The organism is Halomonas heilongjiangensis (assembly GCF_002879645.1).
Lineage (GTDB): Bacteria > Pseudomonadota > Gammaproteobacteria > Pseudomonadales > Halomonadaceae > Halomonas > Halomonas heilongjiangensis.
The window spans coordinates 56,842-79,345 of the sequence record NZ_PNRE01000103.1 but is presented as its reverse complement, the minus strand read 5'-3'; the positions used below and the strand labels follow the sequence as shown (position 1 = coordinate 79,345).

Annotated in this window: 15 protein-coding genes; 3 read left to right on the top strand and 12 right to left on the bottom strand. The window is 68.0% G+C overall.

Going from position 1 to position 22,504, the window contains the following annotated elements; all coding sequences use genetic code 11:
* From trkA to C1H66_RS21700, 6 genes are all read right to left on the bottom strand, one after another.
* Window positions 1-1,374: a Trk system potassium transporter TrkA gene (trkA, locus tag C1H66_RS21725; RefSeq protein WP_102626472.1), complete on the bottom strand. Its 1,374-nt coding sequence runs from the start codon at window positions 1,372-1,374 to the stop codon at window positions 1-3.
* A 59-nt stretch (window positions 1,375-1,433) separates the two neighbouring features.
* Window positions 1,434-2,147 (bottom strand): response regulator, encoded by a 714-nt coding sequence (locus C1H66_RS21720; RefSeq protein WP_102629953.1) that lies wholly within the window; start codon window positions 2,145-2,147, stop codon window positions 1,434-1,436.
* Complete coding sequence (locus C1H66_RS23345; RefSeq protein ID WP_102629952.1) at window positions 2,137-4,164, bottom strand: DUF4118 domain-containing protein; 2,028 nt, start codon at window positions 4,162-4,164, stop codon at window positions 2,137-2,139. The genes C1H66_RS21720 and C1H66_RS23345 overlap by 11 nt, the downstream gene beginning before the upstream one ends.
* Window positions 4,165-4,201: 37 nt before the next feature.
* Entirely contained in the window at window positions 4,202-5,662 is a 1,461-nt protein-coding gene (gene trkI, locus C1H66_RS21710) for a TrkH family potassium uptake protein (protein ID WP_205738726.1), read from the bottom strand.
* Window positions 5,663-6,199: 537 nt separating this feature from the next.
* Entirely contained in the window at window positions 6,200-6,529 is a 330-nt protein-coding gene (locus C1H66_RS21705) for a hypothetical protein (protein ID WP_102629950.1), read from the bottom strand.
* Window positions 6,530-6,812: 283 nt separating this feature from the next.
* Window positions 6,813-8,426 (bottom strand): putative bifunctional diguanylate cyclase/phosphodiesterase, encoded by a 1,614-nt coding sequence (locus C1H66_RS21700; RefSeq protein WP_170064219.1) that lies wholly within the window; start codon window positions 8,424-8,426, stop codon window positions 6,813-6,815.
* Between the two features lie 332 nt (window positions 8,427-8,758).
* Between C1H66_RS21700 and C1H66_RS21695 the strand changes: the two genes are divergently transcribed.
* Both C1H66_RS21695 and C1H66_RS21690 read left to right on the top strand, forming a co-directional pair.
* Complete coding sequence (locus tag C1H66_RS21695) at window positions 8,759-9,640, top strand: DMT family transporter (RefSeq protein WP_102629948.1); 882 nt, start codon at window positions 8,759-8,761, stop codon at window positions 9,638-9,640.
* Between the two features lie 45 nt (window positions 9,641-9,685).
* On the top strand, window positions 9,686-10,474 hold the full coding sequence (locus C1H66_RS21690; protein WP_102629947.1) for a Mut7-C RNAse domain-containing protein: 789 nt from the start codon (window positions 9,686-9,688) through the stop codon (window positions 10,472-10,474).
* Window positions 10,475-10,559: 85 nt separating this feature from the next.
* Here the strand turns inward: C1H66_RS21690 and C1H66_RS21685 are convergent, their stop codons facing one another.
* Window positions 10,560-12,233, bottom strand: a complete 1,674-nt coding sequence (locus C1H66_RS21685; RefSeq protein ID WP_170064218.1) for a caspase family protein — start codon at window positions 12,231-12,233, stop codon at window positions 10,560-10,562.
* 291 nt (window positions 12,234-12,524) lie between these two features.
* On the opposite strand from C1H66_RS21685, the gene C1H66_RS21680 reads away from it, so the two are divergent.
* Entirely contained in the window at window positions 12,525-13,268 is a 744-nt protein-coding gene (locus C1H66_RS21680) for an alpha/beta fold hydrolase (RefSeq protein WP_146010766.1), read from the top strand.
* Here C1H66_RS21680 and C1H66_RS21675 read toward each other — a convergent pair.
* Genes C1H66_RS21675 through tssK form a run of 5 tightly spaced genes read right to left on the bottom strand, consistent with a single transcriptional unit; the run spans window position 13,246 to window position 22,503 of the window.
* Window positions 13,246-14,808, bottom strand: a complete 1,563-nt coding sequence (locus C1H66_RS21675) for a serine/threonine-protein kinase (RefSeq protein WP_102629944.1) — start codon at window positions 14,806-14,808, stop codon at window positions 13,246-13,248. The genes C1H66_RS21680 and C1H66_RS21675 overlap by 23 nt on opposite strands.
* Window positions 14,809-14,826: 18 nt before the next feature.
* A complete protein-coding gene (tagF, locus tag C1H66_RS21670) occupies window positions 14,827-16,311 on the bottom strand; it encodes a type VI secretion system-associated protein TagF (RefSeq protein ID WP_102629943.1) in 1,485 nt (494 codons plus the stop codon).
* Complete coding sequence (gene tssM / locus C1H66_RS21665) at window positions 16,311-19,802, bottom strand: type VI secretion system membrane subunit TssM (RefSeq protein WP_102629942.1); 3,492 nt, start codon at window positions 19,800-19,802, stop codon at window positions 16,311-16,313. Before tssM ends, tagF begins: the two co-directional genes overlap by 1 nt.
* Window positions 19,799-21,160 (bottom strand): type IVB secretion system protein IcmH/DotU, encoded by a 1,362-nt coding sequence (gene icmH, locus C1H66_RS21660; protein ID WP_102629941.1) that lies wholly within the window; start codon window positions 21,158-21,160, stop codon window positions 19,799-19,801. The genes tssM and icmH overlap by 4 nt, the downstream gene beginning before the upstream one ends.
* Complete coding sequence (gene tssK, locus C1H66_RS21655; protein WP_102629940.1) at window positions 21,157-22,503, bottom strand: type VI secretion system baseplate subunit TssK; 1,347 nt, start codon at window positions 22,501-22,503, stop codon at window positions 21,157-21,159. The genes icmH and tssK overlap by 4 nt, the downstream gene beginning before the upstream one ends.
* Window position 22,504: the final 1 nt, after the last annotated feature.

Here is a 22,504-nt window from a genome sequence, read left to right as displayed (position 1 = left end):
TCAGAAGAAGGTCAGGCCGACCTGGAACAGCCGCTCCACGTCGCGCAGGCGGCGCTTGTCGATCACGAACAGGATCACGTGGTCGCCGGACTCTACCACCACGTCGTCGTGGGCGATCAGCACCTCCTTGCCGCGCACGATGGCGCCGATGGTGGTGCCTCGCGGCAGATCGATCTCGCCGATCGCCCGCCCCACCACCTTCGACGACTGGGTGTCGCCGTGGGCGATCGCCTCGATCGCCTCGGCGGCGCCGCGCCGCAGCGAGTGCACGTTGACGATGTCGCCGCGCCGCACGTGGGTCAGCAGGCTGCCGATGGTCGCCTGCTGCGGCGAGATGGCGATGTCGATCTCGCCGCCCTGCACCAGGTCGACGTAGGCGGCGTTGTTGATCAGCGTCAGCACCTTCTTGGCGCCCATGCGCTTGGCCAGCATCGACGACATGATGTTGACCTCGTCGTCGTTGGTCAGCGCGCAGAAGATGTCGCAGTCCTCGATGTTCTCCTCCTCCAGCAGCCGCTTGCTGGTGGCGCTGCCGTGCAGCACCACGGTGCGGTCGAGGCGTTCGGAGAGCTGGGTGCAGCGCTCGAGGCCGTGCTCGATGATCTTGACCTGGTGGCTGTGCTCGAGGTGCTCGGCGAGGCGCTCGCCGATGTTGCCGCCGCCGGCGATCATCACCCGGCGGAAGTCGCGGTCGAGGCGCCGCAGCTCGCTCATCACCGCGCGGATGTCGCGCCGGGCGGCGATGAAGAACACCTCGTCGTCGGCCTCGATCACCGTATCGCCGCGCGGGATGATCGGCCGGTTGCGGCGGTAGATGGCGGCCACCCGGGTGTCGACGCTGGGCATGTGGCGGCGCAGGAAGCCGAGATCCTGGCCGACCAGCGGGCCGCCGTAGACCGCCTTCACCGCGACCAGCTGGGCCAGGCCGCCGGCGAACTCCAGCACCTGCAGCGCGCCGGGGTGCTCGATCAGCCGGCGGATGTGGTCGGTGACCACCTGCTCGGGGCTGATCAGCACGTCGATCGGCACCGCCTCGTGGGCGAACAGCCCCTTGCGGGTCAGGTAGGCGGTGGCGCGCACCCGGGCGATCTTGGTCGGGGTGCGGAACAGGGTGTGGGCGACCTGGCAGGCGATCATGTTGACCTCGTCCTGGCTGGTCACCGCGATCAGCATGTCGGCGTCCTCGCAGCCGGCCTGGCGCAGCACCATGGGGTAGGAGCCGGGGCCGACCACGGTGCGGATGTCGAGCCGGGTGTGCAGCTCGCGCAGCCGTTCGCCGTCGGTGTCCACCACGGTGATGTCGTTCTCCTCGCGGGCCAGGTGTTCGGCCAGGGTGCCGCCGACCTGGCCGGCGCCGAGAATGATGATCTTCATGTCGACGACTCCCTCGGGGTTGTGTCGCGTGTCGAGTGTGGGTGTCCATCCGCCTGCCGTCAGGCGGGCGGGTCGGGCTCCGCCAGCAGGCGATAGCCGATCCCCGCCTCGGTCTGCAGCAGGTACGGCGCCTGGGGGTCGTCGCCGAGCTTGTGGCGTAGCTTGCTGACCACGATGCGCAGGTAGTGGGTGTCGTGGGCATGGGTCGGCCCCCACACCTCACGCAGCAGCTGGGTCTGGGTCACGACACGCCCGGCGTGCCGCACCAGGCGCTCCAGCACGGCATACTCCTTCGGCGTCAGGTGCACCGGCTCGTCGTCGAGGCTGACCCGCCGGGCACCGAGGTCGATGACCAGGCCGGCGCGGCGATAGCGCAATGCCGCCGGATCATCACGGGCTCCCCCGTGGTGGCGCAGCAGCGAGCGTACCCGCGCCAGCAGCTCCTGGATGCCGAACGGCTTGGTGACATAGTCGTTGGCGCCGGTGTCCAGGGCCCGTACCTTCTCGGCCTCATGCCCGCGCACCGAGACCACGATGACCGGGACCGAACTGCGGGAGCGCAGTGAATCCAGCACCGTCTGGCCGTCCATGTCGGGGAGCCCTAGATCCAGCAGCACCAGGTCGGGCGCCTCGTCCAGGGCACGCGACACTCCTTCGGCGCCGGTCGCGGCCTCGAGCACCTCGAACCCCTGGGAGACCAGGCTGATACGCAGGAAGCGGCGAATCTGCGGCTCGTCGTCGACGATCAGCACCCGTTGGCGATCAGTCGTCATCGCGGCCCCCCTCTTCGTCCGCCGGCAGCGGCAGGTGCATCACGATACTGGTGCCGATGCCGCCGGGCCCGGGTTTCGCATCGATGCCACCGCCATGGGCGCCGAGCATGCCACGGCAGATGGCCAGGCCGAGGCCGGTGCCGTAGCGGCTGCGGTCGCCCTCGCCGCCGGTGAAGAACATGTCGAATACCGCCTCGCGGAGCTCGGGGGCGATGCCCGGCCCCTGGTCCGTCACCCTGACCTCGAGTTGCCGCTGCGCGGCGTCGAGGCGGGCGTGGATGCCGACCCGGCCATCCGGTGGCGAGAAACGCGCGGCATTGTCGATGACGTTGACCAGGGCCTGCTCGATCAGCGCGGGGTGCACGTGCAGCAGTGGCAGGTCCTCGGGCCAGTCACGCTCGATCTCCAGGCCCTCGAGGGTGGGGCCCAGCCGCCGCAGGGCGGCGGCCACCAGGTCATCCAGCGAGATCCAGTCCCGCTCGATCCGGAGGCCGCCGTGCCCCAGGCGTGTCATGTCGAGCAGGTTCTGGATGTAGCGGTTGAGCCGCTCGCTCTCGCTCAGGATGCCTTCGAGCAGCTCATGCCGGTCCTGCCGGCTCAGCTGCGGCTCGAGCTCACGCAGCGAGCTGGCCGAGCCGATGATCGAGGCCAGCGGCGTGCGCAGGTCGTGGGAGACCGACGACAGCAGCGCCGAACGCAGCCGTTCGTTCTCCTCGGACAGACGTGCCGCGCCCAGCTCGCCGACCAGGCGGGTACGCTCCAGGGCCATGGTCAGTTGGCTGGACAGCGCCTCGATCAGCGCCTCCTGATCGGGTCCCGGGGGCGTCTCGCGTACCGCCAGCTTGAGGGCCACGATGCCCAGCACTCGCCCCTGCTCCACCAGGGGCAGCAGTCGCCACTGCTGGTCGGGCAGGTTCTCCGTGCCGCGGCCGCTGGGCTGGCGATGCTGCCAGCTCCAGCCCGCCGCCGTCAGGGCCCCCGCGTCCAGGGTCATGCCGGGCGGGGCCGCGTGGCGGACCGTCAGGTCGGCGCCCTCCTCATCCCGGTCGAGCAGCACCACCGGAACGCCCAGCCAGCGCTCCAGCGACGTGACCCCGATATCGCCCACCTGGTCCCGGTCGGTGGCGGCCGACAAGGCACGGGCATAGGTCAGCAGCCGGTGGGTCTGCTCCCGGCTGGAGCGCAACGCCAGCAACCGGCGTCGCCCGCTGCCGGCCAGTTGGCCGACCACCACCGCCACCAGCAGGAAGAAGACCACGGTGAGCAGCTGTCCGTGCTCGACGATGGCCAGGGAGAAGCGCGGCTGGGTGAAGAAGAAGTTGAAGGCCAGGAAGCCGAGCCCGGCACTGAGCATCGCCGCCCGGGTGCCGGCCAGGGTGGCACTGGCCAGCACCGCGGCGAGGAACACCAGCGACAGGTTGGCCAGCTCCAGCCAGGACTCCAGCCCCCAGGCCACCACCAGGGCGCCCAGGATACTGAGCAGCGCCACCACCGGCTCGCGCAAGCGCAGCGGCTGCCAGACGTGCCGCGGCCGGAAGCGCGGGCGCTGCCGGGCCTCCGCCACCACCATCAGGTCGAAGGTCCCACCGCGGCGCAGCAGCTGCTCGGCGAGGGTACGGCGCCAGACTCGCCAGCCGGAAGGCCGGGAACAGCCCACCAGCAGGGTGGCAATGCGATGCTCGCGGGCGTAGTCGTGCAACTCCGCGGCCCGGTCCTGCCCCTGGAGCACCCGGGTCTCGCCGCCCAGCCGGTGCACCATGGCGAAGTCCTTTTCCAGCACCAGCCGGCGCTCGGAGTCGTCGCGGCCGTTGTCCACGTGTATCGCTCGCCAGCGCACGCCATCGCGCTCGGCCAGGCGATGGGCGGTGCGCACCAGGGCGGCGTCCTCGCTGCCGCCGCTGAGCGCCACCAGCAGGCGCACGCCTTTCGCCGGCCCCCGGCGAACTTGCTCGTCATCGCCTGGCGCTGCTGCCGACGGCAGATCATTGGCGGGGTATGACTCGGGAGTGGCGTTCATCGATCCGGTCGTCCTCGAGGTCGGGGAATTCTTCAGCCTACTGGCGCCAGAACATCGGTGTCAGCAATACCAGCACGGTGAGGATCTCGAGCCGCCCCAGCAACATGCCCACGCACAGCAGCCATTTGGCGGCCTCCGGCAGCGGCGCGAAGTTGCCGGCGGGGCCGATGATGTCGCCCAGCCCCGGGCCGACGTTGGCCACGGCCGTGGCGGCGCCGGAGAGCGCCGTGGTGAAGTCCAGCCCCATCATGGCCAGGCCCAGCGCCAGCCCGGCGATGGTGAGGAAGAAGAAGAACGAGAAGGCCACCACGCCGCGGGTGATGTCGTCGGTCAGTGGCTGGTTGTTGTAGCGCGAGGCGAAGACGCCATGGGCATGGATCAGGAAGCGCAGCTGATTGCGCAGCAGGATCGCCGCCACCTGGAAGCGGAAGATCTTCATGCCGCCGCTGGTGGAGCCACTGCAGCCGCCGACGAAGGTCAGGTAGAAGAAGGCGACGACGGCCAGTGCCCCCCAGGCACTGTAGTCGTCCGACGCATAGCCGGTGGTGGTGACCACGGAGATGACGTTGAAGGCGACATGGGTCAGCGCCTCGAAGGGCGGCGTGCCCAGCCACATCCGCCAGCCGGTCAGCACCAGGATCACCACCGCGAGCAGCAGCAGCAGCCCCTGCACCTGCTGGTCGCGCCACAGCGCCAGGCGCGCGCCACGCAGGAAACGGATATAGAGCACGAAGGGCAAGGCCCCGGCGAGCATGAAGAGGCTGCCCATCCACAGCAGATGGGGGCTGTCGGCATAGGCGCCGAAGGAGGCATCGGAGTTGGCGAAGCCACCGGTGGCCAGCGAGGTCATGGCGTGCACCACGGCATCCAGCGGCGCCATGCCGCCTAGCCAGTAGGCGACCATGGCCGCGAAGGTGAAACCGCAGTAGATGCCGAGGGTCGCCTTGGCGATGCCGCCGGTGCGCGGCATCACCTTGTCCGACCAGTCCGAGGACTCGGTATGGAACAGCCGCATGCCGCCCACCTTGAGGAATGGCAGGATGGCGATGCCCATGACGATGATGCCGATGCCACCGAGCCACTGCATGATGCCGCGCCACAGCTTGAGGCCATCGGACAGGGAGTCGATGCCCTCGAGAATCGTCGAGCCGGTGGTGGTGATCGCCGACACCGACTCGAACACCGCATTGGTGAAGGAGAGCCGGGATGCCGCCAGCACCAGCGGCAGGCTGGCAAACCCGCTGATGGTGACCCAGCTCAGGGTGGTGAGCACGAACATCTGCCACGGCTTGAGCGCGATCCTCACGTTCATCGTGGCCAGCCAGATCAACGCCACCGCACTCAGCACGATGGCGATCGACAGGCCAAATGCCGTGGCATCGGGCTCCCCCTCGATCACCAGCACCGCCCAGGGCAGCACCATGAACAGGGCCAGCACCAGCCATAGTACCGACAACACCTTGAATACCGGGGCCCAGTCCTGGACACGGCCCCCCATACGCAAGAACAGCGAATTCATCGCGGGCACGAGCGCCCCCTGTATCCGTGATCGCACCAAGGGCGGACACCCCTGCCCGGCAACCGAGCGCCAGACAGGGCATCAAGGGGGTCATCGAATCACGCCTGGCTCTAAAAAATCCGTAAAACTTCGAACATGGGAATACCCACCAGGCGTCTCGCCGTCACCACGGCGCCGCCGATGGGAACTCCACTGCCCCAGGACTGACACCCTGTAAGTCATTCGACGGATGCCTGAATCGACACCCTAAGCTGACAAATGCCAACCGAAGACATTGCCCACACAGCGATGTAGCTAATGGCTTACATAGAGCGCCCGATTGGGCTGACATGCCGCCTCGTGCTCGACGGTTAAAGTGCCAGGGTGGCTCACGCAAGCACCCTGCTATAGCTTCTGTGAGTTTCCCTGCCTTGGCCCGCCTCCCCCCGGCGGGCCTTTTTCTTTTTTGCCACCGCGCGCTCCTGGGGACTTCCACGGCCTGGCAGGCCGGCAACGAGGACCACGGGCAAGGCACCCCTACAAGCGCCGGGTCTCGATGACGTAGCCGATGATGGGGTAGCCCGCCCGCCTGGCGGCCTTCTCGGCTTCCAGCTGTGCTTCGAGCCGGGAGATACTGGAGGAGACATGCTCGAATACGGTGTCCATCTCGAGTTGCTTCTTGCGCACCGCCAGCTTGACGATGTGCCCGGTCTTGAAGGATTCGGCCGGCTGCCCCTCCGGGTCGGGCCTGGTGGCGTCCTTGACCTTCGGCTGGGCCGGTGTCTGCTCCGTCCTCGTGTCGGGCTTCAGGAAGGCGTCGATCTCACGACGCATGTTCTGCTCAAAATCAGTCAGTTCTGTGGTCATCGTCTCTCCATCAGCGACATAGTCGCGCCGAACATATCAGATATTCGGTGCCAACAGCCACTCGCATATATATCGAAGAATAGCCTTCATCGACTGCGAAACATTATATGTCAGGCATGCCCTGAGCCCCCTCTCAAGCGGGCATTAACAGGTCATGAACCCTCCTCCGGGAACGCTCTTGGCTACGAAACCTCATCGTCTGTCGCCCCCGGAAGACAGGGCAACGGGCGCGGTTTGACAGGCCACGGCACGGCACCTGAGGCGCTGCTGAACGGCTTCCCGCTCAGGGGTGGCCATCGCCGCCCGCTTGCCGCGCGGCGTAATCATGACACCATTCGAGGTACTCCGCCGCGGGCAGGGCCGGTGCAAAATAGAACCCTTGCGCCTGATCACAGCCCAGCTCGCATAGACACTCATGCTGACCCGAGGTTTCCACCCCTTCGGCGGTCACCACCAGCCCCAGGGCATGGCCCACGTCGATCATGCAGGCCATCAGATCGCGTGCTCGCTTGTCCTCTTCCAGATCCACGACAAAGGCCCGGTCGATCTTGAGGCCCGTGATGGGCAGGTGCCGAAGGTATTCGAACGACGCGAAGCCGGTGCCGAAGTCGTCGATGCTCACCCCCACGCCAAAATCGCGTAGTCGCTGTATGGCCTCGGACGCCGCCCCCAGATCGCCGATCAGGGCGCTTTCGGTGATCTCCACCTCCAGCGTGTACGGCTGTGAACGGGATCGCTCAGCGAGTTCCTTGACGACGTCCAGCACCTCCTCGTCATAGAGGTTATGCACCGAGAGGTTGATGCTCAACTCGCCCAGGTCCATGTGCTTTTCGGCAAACCGGCTCGCTTCCTCGACCACGAAGCGGGAGACGGGAGTGATCAGGGTCGTGTTCTCGACCTTGGGCATGAACATCCCCGGGGGGATCAGGCGACCGTCGCTGCCACGCCAGCGAATCAGTCCCTCGCAGCCGCACACCCTGCCGTCGGCAAGGCGAATCTTGGGCTGATAGTGCAGTTCGAACTCGCCCTCTGCCAGACCCTTCCTCACCCGGGCAATCAAGCGTATCGCCTGCACCGTGCGCCGACTGAAGGCGGGAGAATAACTGCTGTGGGAGAGCCGCCTCTCGATGGCGGCGAACATGGCGGTCCTCGCCTCGCGAATCAATGTCTCGGGCGAGTCCTCCCCACGGTTTGAAATGCTGCTGCCCATCACCAGCTGTACTCGAACGGGAACCCGCTGTATCTGCAGGCTCTCCTCCCCCATCTCGACCAACCGGTTCGCGATGCGATTCAGGTCCGCCGGCTCGATGTCATGCACGATGAGCGCCAGCTCGGCGTTGCTGAACCGGTAGGCCGTCGCCCCGCCGCGAATCGCCTGACGCAGGCGCTCGCCAATGGCGAGGACCAATTCATCGGAGGCATCCATGCCCATGGCCTCCATGATGTCCGTGATATCGGTGATCCTGACCAGCATCAGCCCTACCGACTTCCCCCCCTTCTGCTGCAACAGGCTCTTCAGGAGATCCTCTTCCAGGGCAACCGTATTGGGCAGGCCCGAGCGAGGATCGATGCGGGCGATCGCGACCCGCTCCTCGGCCGATCGGCGCCGCGACTGAAACAACCAGCCGGCCACCCCACCCAGAAGGAGGTACATGGCGGCACGCATCAGCCAGTTGCTCGGCACCTGCGAGATCCCTGCCTCGACACTCAACGGCATGAACGCCATCAGCACACCGGCGACCAGGGCCACGATCAGCCCACCGGGCAGCAGATACCAGGCGGCGCCCAGCAGCACCGGGATCAGCATCAAGTAGGGGTAGGCGTAGGTGGTTCCTCCCGTGACATAGACCACCAGACTACCCAGCATCAGGAGCAGCCCCAGGACTCCGACGTTCATGGCGTGCCTCACCAGCGACAGTGGCGTCTCGAGGTATTGGCGTCTCAAGTTCTGCATATGCCTGGCAACGAACTCCATATCGAACCATCCTTTTCATTCCTGGTGCTTATATCGATCACCTGTCCCCTGTGATCAGCCATTCTCGGGAACACTCGCCGACGCATGTAAGCGTATGTCACTGGACGGGCGGCGCCAGGGGTGAAATCAACGCAAGTTCGGTATCTCAGGGTAACCGGCCGCGGCCTGGTCGATGATCGCCCCATCGATGGTCATGCCCGGGCGAGCCCCTCAGGGAGGGGGGCTGACTGCTCCCCTTCCCACAAGGACAAGACATGTCACCGGCCGACACCTTCCGCCTGATCCTGCTCTCCTCGCTGTGGGGCATGTCGTTCATCTTCATGCGGGTGGCGGTACCAGAGTTCGGGCCCGTGCCGCTGATCCTGGTGCGCATGGGGGTGGGGGCGGCGTTGCTGATTCCCCTGCTGCTGAGCCTGCGCTACCTGAGGCTGGTGTGGCACAACAAGGGCGGCCTGCTGCTGCTGGGACTGGTCAACCACGTGCTGCCCTTCTCGCTGCTGGCGCTCGCCACCACCCGGCTGGAGGCCGGCTTCACCTCGCTGATCAACGCCACCACGCCGATCTTCACCGCCCTGCTGGGTGCCCTGTTCTTCGCTACGCCGGTGCTGCGCCAGCAGTACCTGGGCCTGGCCATAGCCTTCCTCGGTGTCTATGTGCTCTCGTCCGACCGGCTGGACTTCGCCCTCGGCGGCGACGGCTGGTTCATCCTCGCCGTGCTGGGCGCCACCTTCTGCTACGGCGTGGCCACCAACTACTCCAAGACCTACCTGTCGCACCTGCCGGTGCGGGTGCTGGCCGCAGGCAGTACCGCCATGTCGGCGCTGATCCTGCTGGTACCCGGCCTGCTGCTGTGGCCCGCCGAGCCGATCAGCGGCCTGGCCTGGGCCAACGGCCTGGGGCTGGCCGTGCTGAGTACCACCCTGGCCTTCCTGCTCTACTTCGGGCTGATCGCCAGCGCCGGGGCCACCGCCACCTCCACGGTCACCTTCCTGGTGCCGGTGAGCGCGCTGATCTGGGGCTATCTGCTGCTGGGCGAGCGGCTCAACCTGCAGATCCTGGTCGGCATGCTGATCACCCTGCTCGGCACCGCCATCGCCACCCGCATGATCCGGCTGGGCCGCCGAGGAGTGGCATAGCGGCGTAGACTACCCTCGAGACTACCAGTCAATCGGGGGGAGAGCATGGCCGACGCCACTTTCCATTTCCATGCCGAGTTGAACGACTTCCTGCCGCGTGAGAGGCGCGACAGGACCTTCGGCCATGCCATGACCCGCCGAACCTCGATCAAGGACGCGATCGAGTCCCTGGGGGTGCCACACACCGAGGTCGACGTCATCCTGGTCGATGGGGCCTCGGTGGGTTTCGAGCACCTGCTCGACGCGGGGGCGTCGCCCCGAGTCGTGGTCTACCCCTGGTCGCTGACGCCCTCCCTCGCCGAGGTGCGCCATCTACGCCCGCGGCCGCCGATGCCGCCGCGCTGGGTGCTGGACGTCCACCTGGGGCGGCTGGCGGGCTACCTGCGCCTGCTCGGCTTCGACTGCCACTATCGCAATGATCTGGACGACCCGGAGCTGGCGGCCTGCGCCGAGGCAGAAGGCCGTGTACTGCTGACCCGCGACCGCCAGCTGCTCCAGCGCAAGCGCATCACCCAGGCCCACTTCGTGCGCGCCGATGCGCCGCGCCGCCAGCTCGAGGAGGTGTGCGCGGTCTTCGATCTCTATGACACCTTCGCGCCCTTCACCCGCTGCAGCCACTGCAATGGCCTGCTCGCCCCGGTGGCGAAGGCCAAGGTGGCCCACCGGCTCGAACCGTTGACCCGGCGCTATGTGGAGCGCTTCCTGGAGTGCGACGGCTGCGGCCGGCTCTACTGGCACGGCAGTCATATGATCAAGATGCGCGAGCTGGTGGCGGAGCTGCACCAGGTTCGTCCCGCCACCCTATCGGGCGCGCCTCCGCCATCCTCCAGGTAGGAAAGAAGGCCACACCCTGGCACCGCCGAACGCCAAGCGGCCAGGGTGTTGCCGCCCTGGCCGCTCGCGGTCGCTGCTCATCGGGTCACCGTACGGCCACCCGCTGCTCCGCCACCGGCACGAAATAGAAATCCCCGCCTTCATGGCCCGCGGCCCGTATCGGGCGCATTTCCGGTGTCTGCCCCTCCGTGCCGGATGCCCGCCGGCGCACGTTGACGGCCACCTGGGCGAACAACATGTTCTCGCGCAGCACCTTCTGGTTGCTCTCCAGCACCTCGATCAGTGACCGTGAGAAGAGCGAGTGTGGCCTGTCGGTACGATCGGGCACCGGCCGTTCGCCGCCCGAGGAGATGACGATGCGGGAGCGGCGCTGAAGCCCGGCGCGGATCTCTTCGGCGTTCAGCTGTCGCTGGCCGCTGCCCAGCAGCAGGGAGCTGGAGTCCGACGCCATGCTGCTGGCGAACACCGAATCGGCCAGCACCAGGATGGAGCGCGCCTGTATCCGGTCCAGGTGGTCACTTACCACGGCATTGTTGATCCAGCGCACCAGACGCTCCGCTTCGGCATCCACCGGCAGCCAGTAACTCCGCTGTCGCCGGCCATCCTCGCGGTTCGAGCGGTTGCCATGACCGGCATAGTAGATCAGGAGGTTGTCCTGCTCGCCCATCCGGTCATGGAGATCATTCAGCGCCGACATGATCTGGACCTGGTCGGCATTCGGCAGGAAGATCACATTGAAGCCGTAGCGATTCTGCAGCAACTGCTGGATGCGTTGGGCATCGGTCAGCGGCGACTCCAGGTCTTCCAGGTAGAGATACTCCTGATTGCCGATCACCAGCGCGAAGTAGCGGCCGAAGTCGATGCCGGCGAAGCTGGCGGGCCCGCGAGCGGCGGGTGCGTCGGGTTCCGGCTCGGCGCTGGCCGGGGCCTGCACTTCCTGCTCCGCTTCCGGCAGCTCGCTCATCTGGGCCACCAGGGCTTCCCGCTCCTGGCTGGCGCGCTGGAACAGGGTCTCGAGGGTGTCGACCTGGCCACGGGCGTCATCCAGCTGCTCGGCCAGCTCCCGGGCCCGGGCCTGGGCATCCGCGTCGGCCGCACCGGCCGTCGCTTCGGCCTGTGCCAGGCGCCGCTGAAGCTCGTTCCGCTCCCGGGTCAGGCGCTGGAGCTGCTGCTGCAGGGTCTGGGCCTGGCGTTCCGCCTGTTCCACCTGGGCACCGAGCTGCGCCCGCAGCGCCTCCATCTCTTCGGTCACGTCGGAGCGAAAGACCAGGGGATCCTCGGTCGCGCCGGAGGCCCGGCGATACAGGTTCAATGCCCGGGTCCTGTCCTGCTCGACCCCCAGCCCCTGCTCATGGAGGAACCCCAGGTTGATCTGGGCGCGGGCATAGCCCTGGTCGGCCGCACGCCGATACCAGGTGGCGGCGGAGACGTAGTCCGGCTCCTGCCCCAGGCCCTTCTCGAAGATCTCGCCCACATAGTTCTGCGCTTCCGGGTCACCGGCCTCGGCATGTGCCAGCCACACGCTCAATGCCGTGCGGTAGTCGGCCCGGTCATAGGCGACATATTCACCTCCCCGGATACGGCAGTCCTGTACGGTGGTACGTATCGGCCGGCGCGGCGTGAGGAAGGTGGTTCCCCCCAACCGCCGCACCTGCCCCGTCAGCAGGCAATCGACGATATAGAGATCGTCCACCGAGGCGGCCTTGGCAGCGAGGTTCGGCCCGACCGTCGCCCCATTGGGCGCACAGCCGGCGAGCAACAGGGCTGCCCCCGCCAGACAGCCAGAGGAAAGACAGGAAAGACGCCTCCTGAAGGCAGGGCTATGATCGAGGACATGGACGGATTTCACGAGACTCTCCCTGCGTCAGGCTTTCATTTCATGGATGGCACATCCCGCTCCCCGACCCCGCCAAGTCTCGGCCGTCCTCGGCGATTCTGTCGCGGCAAGCTGACACGGCTCGCAAGCCTGCTGATCAGTATAGTGCTTGTCACTGCCTGCTCCAGCCCGGCCCAGCGCGACAACGCCGCCGCCGAAGCACGCTCGTATGAGGTGAAAAGCATCCCGGCCGCCCCCTTCCACATCACCGCCTACCTGGCCCCCACGGAACGGCAACCGCCACGGCTGTGGCATGTCTACCTGACCGGAGACGGAACCCCCTGGGAGCGTGGCCGCCATCCAAGCCAGGATCCCACGCCCCGCCGGCCGATGGCGCTCGAGTTGATGGACCGCGACCCGGGACCGAGGCTGCTGCTTCACCGGCCCTGCTACGGCCGCCACCCACCGGATCCGGCCTGCCATCCCGGACTGTGGACCGGCGGGCGCTACGGCGAGTCGGTGGTCGATGCCATGGACCAGGCGCTCGACCGCCTGGTGGCAGAGCGGGAGATCGACGGCGTGGTGCTGGTCGGCTACAGCGGTGGCGGCCTGCTGGCACGACTGCTGGCCGCGCGCCGGGAAGATGTCCGGGCATTGGTCACCATCGCCGCCAACCTGGACCACGCGGCCTGGACGCGCCGCCACGGGTACCTGCCGCTTGAGGGATCGCTGCACCTCGCCGATGGGCCGCCACTGGACGCGCGAGTCCTGCAGTGGCACCTGGTCGGTGCACGGGATCCCGTGGTGCCGCCGGCCATGGTGCGACAGGCTGCCCGCCACGACCCCCATGCCCGGGTGGAGGTGGTCGATGGCGTCGACCACCGTTGCTGCTGGGTCGAGGCGTGGCCAGGGTTGCTGGAAAGGCTTCAGGAACAACTGGGCGAAGCGCTGGAGACTACTCCTCCAGACGGGCATTGAGCTCCTCGATGGCCTCGTTGAGCCGCTCCCGGCGCGTACCCAGCTCGGAGCGCGCCAGGGATTCCATGCTGATGCGCAGCAGTTCCAGCGAGAACTCGTCCAGGTCGTCGCGCTGCGCCTCACTCAGATAGTGATCCGTCACCGCGTCGGTGCGCCGATCCACCAGCACCCTCAGGCGGTTGCGATCCCGACCGCTGATGTCTTCGCGCTCCGCCGCCTGTTCCCAGGCGAGGGTGTAGTGACGATGGGCCTGGGGGACGTCGCCGGCCTCCAGATAGTCGTTACCCCGGACGATGTGCTCCCGGGAGCTCTCCAGGCTCGGCGGCAGGTCATCCAGCGTCACCAGGATGTCGCTCTCGCGTATCAGTAGCCACCAGGAGCTCACGGCCACCAACACCAGCACGCCGAGCACGGCGATCACGGTCCGGCCCAGCTTGGCGGGCGGCTGGATGGCCTGCAGGAACTGGCCGGCATCGGGATAACGCTCCACCCTGTCGAAGGCCAGGCTGCGGGCGATGGCGCGCGACACTCGCTTGGGCACCCGATGCAATACCGGCGGCTTCATGTTCCGCCGGGCGGCCTCGTCGGCCGGCAGCTTGCGCCCGGATGCGTCGCGGTAGGGATGCAGGCCCGTCAACAATTCATGGGCGACGCAGCCCAGCGCATAGACGTCATCCGGCGGTTCCGGCACCTCGCCGGCCAGCATTTCCGGGCTGGCATAGGCGGGGGTGATGGCCCCGATGGTGGCCGGATCGAAACGGGTGCGGTCGCCGCTCTCCCCCTCGGCCGTCACGCGTGCGGCCCTGGCGATCCCGAAGTCCAGGATCTTGGCATTGCCCTCCCGGGTCAGGAAGACGTTGCCGGGCTTGAGGTCGGAATGGACGATGCCTTCCTGATGGGCATAGGCCAGGCCTCGCGACATGCGCTCGATGATCTGCAAGGCCTCCTTCCGTGGCAGGCCACCGGCGGCGGCGCGGCGACGGATGACCACGTCCAGTGACTCGCCCTGCAGGTATTCCATGGTCATGAAGACCCGGGTACCGTCGCGATCGAAGTCGTAGACGGTGACGATATTCGGGTGGGCGAGGAGCTGCGCCTTCTTCGCTTCGCGCTGCAACGCCACCAGGGCGTCGGGATGCTGGCGAAACTCGTCGCTGAGCAGCTTCAGGGCCACATGGGGCTGGCTGTCCTGGGCCTCCTCCTTGCGCAGGTCACGGGCCTTGTAGACCGCGCCCATGCCCCCCTGCCCCAGCAGCGCCTCGAGCACGAAGCGCTCCTTGATCACGGCGCCCGGCTCGACGACGGTCGTGGAGGGCGGCCCCCAGATTTCCGGACGCGACCAGTTGGACACCGTTCCACGGGGCTGCGAGGTGTCACCCTCGGCCCTTTCTCCCCCCTCCCCCCTTGCTCTCCCTTCACCTGGAGGGGCAAGCCGGGTGGCATCGGAGGATGACGCCTCGTCGCCCCTGGCGAAGCCGCCCGACAGCCGGGTTCGCTGCTCGGCATCGTCGCCAGGTGTGTCGTCCTTCCTGTCGTTCATGGGCGGACCCCGTCACGTTCAGTCCACAAAGACGGCCACGGCCGTACAGTTGTCCCTGGCCTCGCCCTCGAGTACCGCCCTCAGCAGGGTGTCGACCACCTCCCGGGGGGAATCGCCCTGCAGGGCGGACTGGATGACATCCGGCGCCACGCAGCCATGCACGCCGTCCGAGCAGAGCAGGAAGCGGTCGCCCGACCGCAGGTCGGAAAAGCGGCTCTCCGGATCCAGCTCCGCCGCGGCCCCGACGGCCCGGGTGATCACATTGGCCTGGGGATGGGTGCTGGCCTCGGCGGCCTCCAGCTCGCCACGCTCGATGAGGTCCTGAACCACGCTGTGATCCCGGGTGCACTGACTCAGTTGACCATCGCGCAGGCGATAGAGGCGGCTGTCGCCCGCCCATAGCCAGCAACACTCCTCGACGCCGGTCAGCAGCACCACCACCGTGCTGGCACTGGTCACCGGCCGCTCCGGCCGATGCGCCGCGTGCCAGAGATGCCGGTTGGCCAGCACCAGCACGTCGTGCAGGGCGTTGACGCGCTCCTGCAGTTCGCCGCTGTGAGGTGCCTGCTGGAGCCCATCGATCACGCTGCGGCTGGCCTCATCGCCGGCCTCGTGCCCGCCGACCCCATCCGCCACGGCCCACAGCCGGAGATCCGGCCGGTCCAGGCAGGCGTCCTCGTTCACCTCGCGCACCTTGCCGGCATGGCTGACGCTCGCCGAGCTCAGGCGCGGCAGGCCGAGGGAGGGAGCCGCCCGCACCGCCGCCCGGGGGGCCTGCCAACGCACCACGCGACTCTCCCAGCCATGGTGCTGCCACTCGCCATCGAACATGGCGGCGAAGCGTTCCGGCACCGGCAACGCGGCCTGCAGGAGCAGGCAGGGCGGGATCCGGCGGGACCCCTCGGTCCACCACAGGCTGAAGCCCTGCTGGCGCCCCAGCAGCGCCTGCTGCATGGCCAGCAGGGCGGGGACCAGTTGCTCCAGCGACTCGAGGGCGAAGCAGGTGGGGCCCTGCAGCGGGGCCAGCAGGCGGCTGGCGGCGTCGGCGGCCCAGGGTTGCAGTCGCGCCCCATGGGCGCTCACCGCCAGGTCGAACTGCTCGAGATCGACCGCCGGGTCGTCTTCCAGCACACTCATGGCCAGCGCTTCGAGCTCCTCGAACCAGGCGCCCTCCTGCACCGCCAGGCCGAACAGCGAGCTCTCCGCGGGCAAGGCCCCGACCAGGGTCAGCGGATAATAGCGCCCCACCGCATCGACGCTGGGCATCAGCAGCCCCGTCGCGGGTTTCTCTCCACAGACACCGGCGGACACGGCAAAGCGCCATAGCGGACTGGTCAGGTAGGCATCCAGCCAGCCCTCGCCGAGAAGCCGGTGGGAGTCGTGCATGCAGCGTGACAGCCAGGGGTCCCAGGCCGACAGGAAGTCGCCGGCCACCCGGCGCCGGACGAAATCTCCCCGGCACGGCAGCTTGCCGTGGAACCCCAGGGTAATGCCCCCGGCCATCACAGCCCCGCGGCGCAACGGAAGCGCCGCCAGTCGTCGTTGCGCAGCGGATTGCGCGAGGATTCGAACTGCACCAGCACCCTGGCGGAATAGCCGCTCACGTTGAAACTGGCCAGGTAGGCCGTATCCGATTGCGCCGCCGGCTGGGCGGCATCGAAGGCACGCAACCAGGACCAGCTACCGGAATAGGCAACATTGGGCCTCTGTCCGCCACGGTCCTCGAACATCACCGCCGTGTCCTGGCCACCGTCGCCCGGCCAGACGAAGCGCCGGGCCAGGGGCGGCCCATGTCGGTAGCTCAATATCTGGTCGCCCGTGGCGAACTGGAACTGCCGCGCCCGGGCATCCAGATAGCGCGGTGTCATCGAGAAGGCCACCCGCGGCCCCGCGCCCCCGACGAAGAACATCTCACGGATCATCTGGGCACGCTGGAACTGGGCCAGTACCGAGGACGGAATGCCCACGCGTGCGGCCTCGTCGCTACGCCACTGGAAGCGCCCCCCGGGCGCATCCACCAGACTGGCGAGGTTCTCCTGGAAGAAGGCGTCCATCACCCCGCCGGGGGCGAACAACCGGGCGAAGTCGCCGGGGGGGATATCCTCGGCACTGCCGGGGGCGAAGGGGTAGCGGCCCTGCGCCAGCTCCTGGCAGATGGGCAGCACGGCATCGCGATAGCGCCGATTGAGTTGGCTGCGCAGGTTACGCATGGCGACTTCCTGCCCCGAACCGGCCAGTTCATCCACCCACTCGCTGAACGGTGCCGGCGCGCGGGCCGCCTCACTGCTCAGACGACGCAACGTCTCGCCCCCGGCCCCGCCCAGCAGCTGCATGGCGTCCTGATTGCCCAGCCCGCCGCCCAGGGCACTGAGCTCCTGATAGAGCTGGGTCAGGCGGGCGATCAGCGATTCCATGGGCGGCTCGCCGTTTTCTCCCAGCACGAAGCGGTGGAACTCCTGGAAGTGGGCATCGATGCGCGCGCCAGGATGCACGGCCGCTTCCTGTTGCTCTTCCTCGCGTCCCGGATCGACGAAGCCCAGGAAGGCGTCGAGTCGCCCGCCCTGCGCCTCGTCCTCGGCCTCCGGCGCCGGGAAACGGGTCTGGGCGGCGATCGTCCCCATCAGGCGGCGCAGCGGCGATGTCGGGCCGGTGATGACCGCCAGCAGATCGATCGCCTGGCCCACCTGCAGCAAGGGCACCAGGTCCAGGTCGTCCAGCAGGGCCTCCCAGTGGTCGATATAGGCCTCTTCGTAATAGCGGACGAAGTCCTCGGCCAGGGTCAGATGGGCCGCCCGACCGCCGGGGAGCGTCGCTTCCCCGAACACCCAGCGCTCCTCGAGGAAGCGACTCACCAGGTCGCCCCCCTCCTGGCCGGTGATCTGCTCGAAGCCGGCATGGGTGTAGAGCGCCGGCACCGGCTCCGACAGCGGCGTGTCGCTGCGCCGGCGGAATGCCAGGTCGCTGCCGAGCCCGGCCTCCACATCGAGCCGCAGGGCCTCCTCGTGGCGCTGGTCGTAGCGGGTCTCCAGCCGACGCAGCATCAAGGCCGGCACGGAGGCCTGACGCAGCGAGGCGCGGCCGCGGGCCACCAGTTCCTCATCGACACCGACCGCCGGGAAGGAACGCGCGCTGTCCGTGTAGGCGCTGAAGTGCTCGAACAACGCCTGGGCGATGGCACGCTGCTGCGGGTATTCGCGCAGTAGCGTCTCGCGGACGATGACATCGAGCTCGTCGCGATTCAGGCGCTCGGTATCCGCCAGCATCAGATAGCCCTTGAGGTAGGCATAGACGTCGGTGGGCGACACATTGGGCGTCGACAACCGCCGCTCGATGAGCTTCACCACCCGTGGCACCAGCAATTCGCGCACGCCCTGGAGATAGGCCTGGTCGGCGGAGGTCCCCACGGCCTCCCCGCGATAGAGCCCCAAGCCCATCAGGAAGGGCACCCTCCCCCGATGGCGATTGGCTTCCGTCGCCACGTCGCGCAGGGCATCCAGGCGCGGCAGCACCTCCGCCAGCCCGGCCTCCCCCGGGACCGGCCGGGTGGCCGTCTCGGCATGGGCCTCCAGCGCGGCGCCCACGTCCGCCAGGTAGCCGCGGTTGTACTGATAGCTGGTCACCCAGCCCGCCACCACGATGCCGAGCACGCCGAGCAGGACCAGATAGGCGACGTTCTGGGCCAGGGCCCGGCCCACCTCCAGGCGCCAGTTGACGCCGGCCAGCCCCGACTCCGGGAAGATCACCGCCTTGAGCAGGCGATGAATGAAATAGCTGCGCCCCTGCCCCCCCGGCGCGGCCTCGACGGGAGACGCGCCCGACACCTGCATCCCGTAGACCCGGGTCAGGCTGTCCATCATGCGATCGATGGGCGTGCCTTCCTGGGTGCCACTGGTGAAGTAGAGGCCCCGCAGCATCACCGGCCGGTCGTAGCCGGACCCCTCGAAGGTGTCGGCGATGAACTGCAGCAGGCTCTCCCGCAAGCCGGCCATCTGTCGGGGGAAGCCGAACAGCCGGGCGCGTCGCTGGGGCTCCCGCTCTTCGACCAGCCGCTCCAGCAGGCGGGCGTCCAGGCGCTCCAGCAGCCGGGCATACTCGCCCTCGAGCCACTCGCTCGGCCGCCCACCGGCCACCGGCTCCGGCCGGGTCATGCCCCAGACCTGCAGCCGCCCCTCGTGATCCAGGTCATCGAAGAACTCCACGAAGCCGGCAATCAGGTCGCACTTGGTGACCATGAAGTACACCGGGACCTGGATGCCCAACTGACGCTGCAGCTCGTCGATCCGGCGACGCACCATCTCGGCGTGGCGCTCGCGGGCTTCCGGCGAAGGATCGAGCAGGTCGGTGGCACTCAGTGCCACCAGCACGCCGTTGACGGGCCGGCGCTTGCGATACTTGCGCATCAGGTCGAGAAACGCCTGCCACTCGGCGGCATCGGAGCCGGCGCTGGAGTCCTGGCTGAAGTACCGCCCGGCGGTGTCCAGCAGCACCGCCTCGTCGGTGAACCACCAGTCGCAGTTGCGCGTGCCGCCCACGCCGCGGAGCGCGTCCCGGCCGTACTTCTGATCGAGCGGGAAGGTCAGTCCGGAGTGACGCAGTGCCGTGGTCTTGCCCGAGCCGGGGGGGCCGATGATCACGTACCAGGGCAACCGATAGAGGTCCTTGCCCTTGCCGGACTCGCGCAGGAAGCCGATTGCCTCCTCGAAGCGTCGACCCAGCTCGTCGTTGCGGCGGTCTTCCGACCCGGCGGTGGCGACGATGGCGTCGCCCAGCCGGTCGCTGGCCCGCTTGACGCGCCGCGCGCGCAACCACTGCAGCAGGCCCCAGCCCGCGAACAGTGCCAGGATGACGCCCAGGCGCACCCAGGGGCTGTGAAAGGGCACGAAGGCGCCGATGGCGATATAGGGCCCGATGTACCAGATCAGCAGCGCCAGCAACACCACCCCGATCAGGCCCAGGAAGGCGCGTTGCCGAAACACCGAGAGCAGGGCCTTCACGGGGCACCTCCCGACGGACGATGCAGGATCTCGATGCGGCGGTTCAGGGCCCGGTTGGCCGGCTCATCCGGGGGGCGGTAGCGCGGTTGATCCGCCCCGATACCGACATGATCGACGCGGTCCGGGTCGCTGAGCGGTTCGCGCAGCAGGGTGGCCGCGCTCGCCGCCCGGGCCTGGGACAGCTCGTAGTTGTCCGCGAAGCGGAGGGAGCGGATCGGCACGTTATCGCTGTGCCCTTCCACCAGCACACTGCCGGGTACTCGCTGGATCGCGTCGCCGATCCGGTGCAGTAATGGCCGAAACTCGTCGGTCACCTCGGTGCTGGCCGAGGCGAACACCTCGCCGCGCAGGATCACGGTGGTACGCCCGTCCTCGCCGCGCTCGATCTGCAGGCGCTCGGGGTCCGTCCCTTCCAGCAGATCGGCCAGCTCCAGGCGGCTCTCCTCCTCCACCGGCACCGGCAGATCCACCGGTGACTCGAAGGTAGCCTGGCGCACCTCGTTGAGCTGAGCCATCACGGGTGCCGTGGCGCGGTTCAGCCAGTTGTGCAGGGTGAAGTAGACGACGCTGCCGATCACCAGGACCAGCACGACGCACACCCAGGCCGGCAGGGTGCGCACCAGGCGGTTACGACGATCCTCGACGCCCCGCCAGGCCGGCGACAGCTCGTCCGACGGTGCCTCCCGCCACTGCCGGATCCGCTCATAGAGACGCTCGCGCAGCTCGGCGAGCCGGGCCTCCCCTCCGGGAGTCACCCGGTATTGCCCCTGGAAGCCCAGGGCCAGGCAGACATGGAAGAACTCCACCAGATCGCGCCGCGGTTGGCGATCGGCCAGCACGCGCTCGATCATCTGGAACACCTTCTCGCCGCCGGCGCTGTCGCGATGGAACGTCAGCAGCAGGGCACGGCCGGGCCAGAGGCTGTTCGCCCCCCAGGGGGTATTCATGACCACTTCATCGATGAAGGTACAGAGGGCATAACGTGCGGCCAGGATGGACTCCTGCGCGGCCCCCTGCTCGGCCGCCACCTGCTCGAAGACCTGTACCTGGCGCACGGTCTCGGCATGCAGTGTGGCGACATCGGCATGTTCCCGGGTGCCGCGCAGCCCGCAGCAGAGCATCAGCAGCGGCATCGCCGCCTCCACCAGGGGATTCAGCGCGGTGGTGCCGAATGCCGACAGCGCCGGCGCCCCGGCCATCCCGGCGGCGGACGGCGCTGCCGGGCTCGGCGTCCCGCGCCCGATACCCTGGGAAGAAAGCTGGGAAGAGGACTGGGGAGATGCCGTGCGCCCTCCCGGACGCGGGCGAATGATGGTGCGATCACCGGAGCCCGGCGGCGGCCGATCATCATCGTTCATGCCCCACCTCCGCGAATGGCCCAGAGGTCCATCTTCAGGTCGGGATACTGCCCGGCGACATGCACGGCCATGCCCCCCGAATCAGTCAGCGCCTCCCACATGGGATGACTGCTGTCCAGTTCGAAGTACACCCGGGAGGTCAGTTGCGGAATCTGCCTCGGCGCCGTCGGCATGGGCACCAGCGGGATGCCGGGGAGGTTATTGTTGACCAGTTCGGCGATACGCTCCACCGGCGCCACCTTGGCATGCGCCGGGAAATAGGCCCTCACCTCCTCGGTGGGCACGGCGGCCCCTACCGACAGCACGAAGCTGGCCGAGCGGATCAACGCCGTGTCCTGGACCCTGGCGACCCACACCCCATGCGCGCCGGTCTTCTCCAGCGGCACCTGTATCGCCGGCGCCTCCCGCACGGTACGAAACTCGGCCCGCAGGACCTCGAACACACTGTCGAACGCCTGCTGCAGGTCACCGTGATGATAGGGTGCCATCTCCGGTGGCAAGCGGTTCTCCCGGGTCAGGGTGGCGAGCTCCCCGGCCAGGCCGATGACGAACCGGTAGAACTCTTCCGGAAGCACATGCGTGGAGGCCGCTAAATGCGCGGCGACCGGAATATGCCGGTTGACGATCTGCAGCATGAGAAAGTCGGCGATCTCCCCGGCGCCTCCCTGGCCGCTCGCCGTGACACGCCCCGCCAGCATGGCGGCGCGCTGCTGCAGCAGGCCACACAGCTCGTTCAGGTACCCCTGAAGACGCTCCGAAGCCCGGCAGCGCAGCACCGTCGGCACGAAGGCCTCATCCAGCACCAGTTGCCCATCGGGCCGCGCCTCGCTCACCCGGCACAGGGGAATGCAGGCGTACTCATCCAGCGTCTCGCTGGCCAGAGCGAGACGGGTTTCGAGCCGTCCCACCTCCACCGGGGTCGACACCGCGCTGTCCAGCACCCGATCCCGGACCTCCAGGATATCCGCCTGGTAGCGGTAGAGTCCGGGCGTCGCCCCTTGACGGCTGACGTCCACGGCTCCCTCCCGCGCCAGGGCCAGGGCCAGGTACACCAACTGATCCCGCACCTCGCCCCCCACTTCCAGGGCGGGCGGCAGCGGATCATCGCCGGGCATGTGGAACGGGGTACCATCGGGAAAGATCCCGCGCCCGACCCGCAACCCCAGCTTGCCGATGGCCAGCAGGTCGGTGTCGATCTCTAGCTCCTGAAACCCCCAGGCATGGGTACCATAGGCGACCAGGCGGCCGGCGACGTAGCCTTCGACGAAGCGATCCTGCTGCTGCAGATGTTGCGGTTCGAGAAAGAGCCCCTCGCTCCACAGCACACGGCTGTTGCGTGACATG

Coding starts and splice junctions, on each gene's coding strand:
- trkA (WP_102626472.1), bottom strand. CDS start 1,374: ATGAAGATCATCATTCTCGGCGCCGGCCAGGTCGGCGGCACCCTGGCC.
- C1H66_RS21720 (WP_102629953.1), bottom strand. CDS start 2,147: ATGACGACTGATCGCCAACGGGTGCTGATCGTCGACGACGAGCCGCAG.
- C1H66_RS23345 (WP_102629952.1), bottom strand. CDS start 4,164: ATGAACGCCACTCCCGAGTCATACCCCGCCAATGATCTGCCGTCGGCA.
- trkI (WP_205738726.1), bottom strand. CDS start 5,662: ATGGGGGGCCGTGTCCAGGACTGGGCCCCGGTATTCAAGGTGTTGTCG.
- C1H66_RS21705 (WP_102629950.1), bottom strand. CDS start 6,529: ATGACCACAGAACTGACTGATTTTGAGCAGAACATGCGTCGTGAGATC.
- C1H66_RS21700 (WP_170064219.1), bottom strand. CDS start 8,426: ATGAACGTCGGAGTCCTGGGGCTGCTCCTGATGCTGGGTAGTCTGGTG.
- C1H66_RS21695 (WP_102629948.1), top strand. CDS start 8,759: ATGTCACCGGCCGACACCTTCCGCCTGATCCTGCTCTCCTCGCTGTGG.
- C1H66_RS21690 (WP_102629947.1), top strand. CDS start 9,686: ATGGCCGACGCCACTTTCCATTTCCATGCCGAGTTGAACGACTTCCTG.
- C1H66_RS21675 (WP_102629944.1), bottom strand. CDS start 14,808: ATGAACGACAGGAAGGACGACACACCTGGCGACGATGCCGAGCAGCGA.
- tagF (WP_102629943.1), bottom strand. CDS start 16,311: ATGGCCGGGGGCATTACCCTGGGGTTCCACGGCAAGCTGCCGTGCCGG.
- icmH (WP_102629941.1), bottom strand. CDS start 21,160: ATGAACGATGATGATCGGCCGCCGCCGGGCTCCGGTGATCGCACCATC.
- tssK (WP_102629940.1), bottom strand. CDS start 22,503: ATGTCACGCAACAGCCGTGTGCTGTGGAGCGAGGGGCTCTTTCTCGAA.